The following is an 883-nucleotide window of genomic DNA, read 5'->3' on the forward strand; positions in this document are numbered from 1 at the left end:
ACACATTCGACTGCACGGGCAGCACCAAGGTGATGCGTCAGGCGCTCGAAGCCTCGCATCGCGGCTGGGGCAAGTCGGTGGTCATCGGCGTGGCCGGCGCCGGCCAGGAGATCTCGACGCGGCCGTTCCAGCTGGTCACCGGCCGCACCTGGATGGGCACCGCCTTCGGCGGCGCGCGCGGCCGCACCGATGTGCCGAAGATCGTCGACTGGTACATGGACGGCAAGATCCAGATCGACCCTATGATCACCCACACGCTCAAGCTCGAGGACATCAACAAGGGTTTCGATCTCATGCATGAGGGCAAATCGATCAGAAGCGTCGTGGTTTACTGAGGAACATCACAGGCCGCGGTCCAACCGGCGCGCGGCCTCCGTGGTTCACAATGGGAGGAGAAAAGAAACATGAGCGAACTCCCCGCCATTCTCGTCGATGCAGATGCCTGCCCGGTCAAGGCCGAGGTCGAAAAAGTGGCCGACCGGCATGGCGTCCTTGTCACCTACGTCTCCAATGGCGGCCTGCGGCCGTCGCGCGATCCGATGGTCCGCAATGTCGTGGTCTCCAAGGGCGCTGATGCCGCCGACGACTGGATCGTCGACAATGCACGCACCAACGACATTGTGATCACCGCCGACATTCCGCTGGCCGCCCGCGCGGTTGCACTCGGCGCCCATGTGCTTGGGCCAACCGGACGTCCCTTCACGCCGGAAACGATCGGCATGGCGGTGGCGATGCGCGACCTGAAGCAGCATCTGCGCGAGACCGGCGAAAGCAAGGGCTACAATGCCAGCTTCGCGCCGCAAGATGCGATCGAGTTCGCCCAGAAACCGCGGCCGGTCTTGCGGCGTGCCATGAAATCGGCCACACCGGATTAGCGCTACCC

General features: G+C 64.0%; 1 protein-coding gene and 1 pseudogene. Both read left to right on the forward strand.

What is annotated here, in order from left to right:
* Positions 1 to 335 (forward strand): annotated as a pseudogene (locus EN914_RS36850) (S-(hydroxymethyl)glutathione dehydrogenase); the annotation flags it as partial.
* A 69-nt stretch (positions 336 to 404) separates the two neighbouring features.
* Positions 405 to 875 (forward strand): YaiI/YqxD family protein, encoded by a 471-nt coding sequence (locus EN914_RS36855; RefSeq protein WP_127389753.1) that lies wholly within the window; start codon positions 405 to 407, stop codon positions 873 to 875.
* Positions 876 to 883 lie beyond the last annotated feature (8 nt).

This window comes from Mesorhizobium sp. M7A.F.Ca.CA.001.08.2.1 (assembly GCF_003998455.1).
Classification (GTDB): domain Bacteria; phylum Pseudomonadota; class Alphaproteobacteria; order Rhizobiales; family Rhizobiaceae; genus Mesorhizobium; species Mesorhizobium ciceri.

Bases quoted from the DNA above. Each gene is read 5' to 3' on its own strand.
- EN914_RS36855 (WP_127389753.1), top strand. From the start codon at position 405: ATGAGCGAACTCCCCGCCATTCTCGTCGATGCAGATGCCTGCCCGGTC.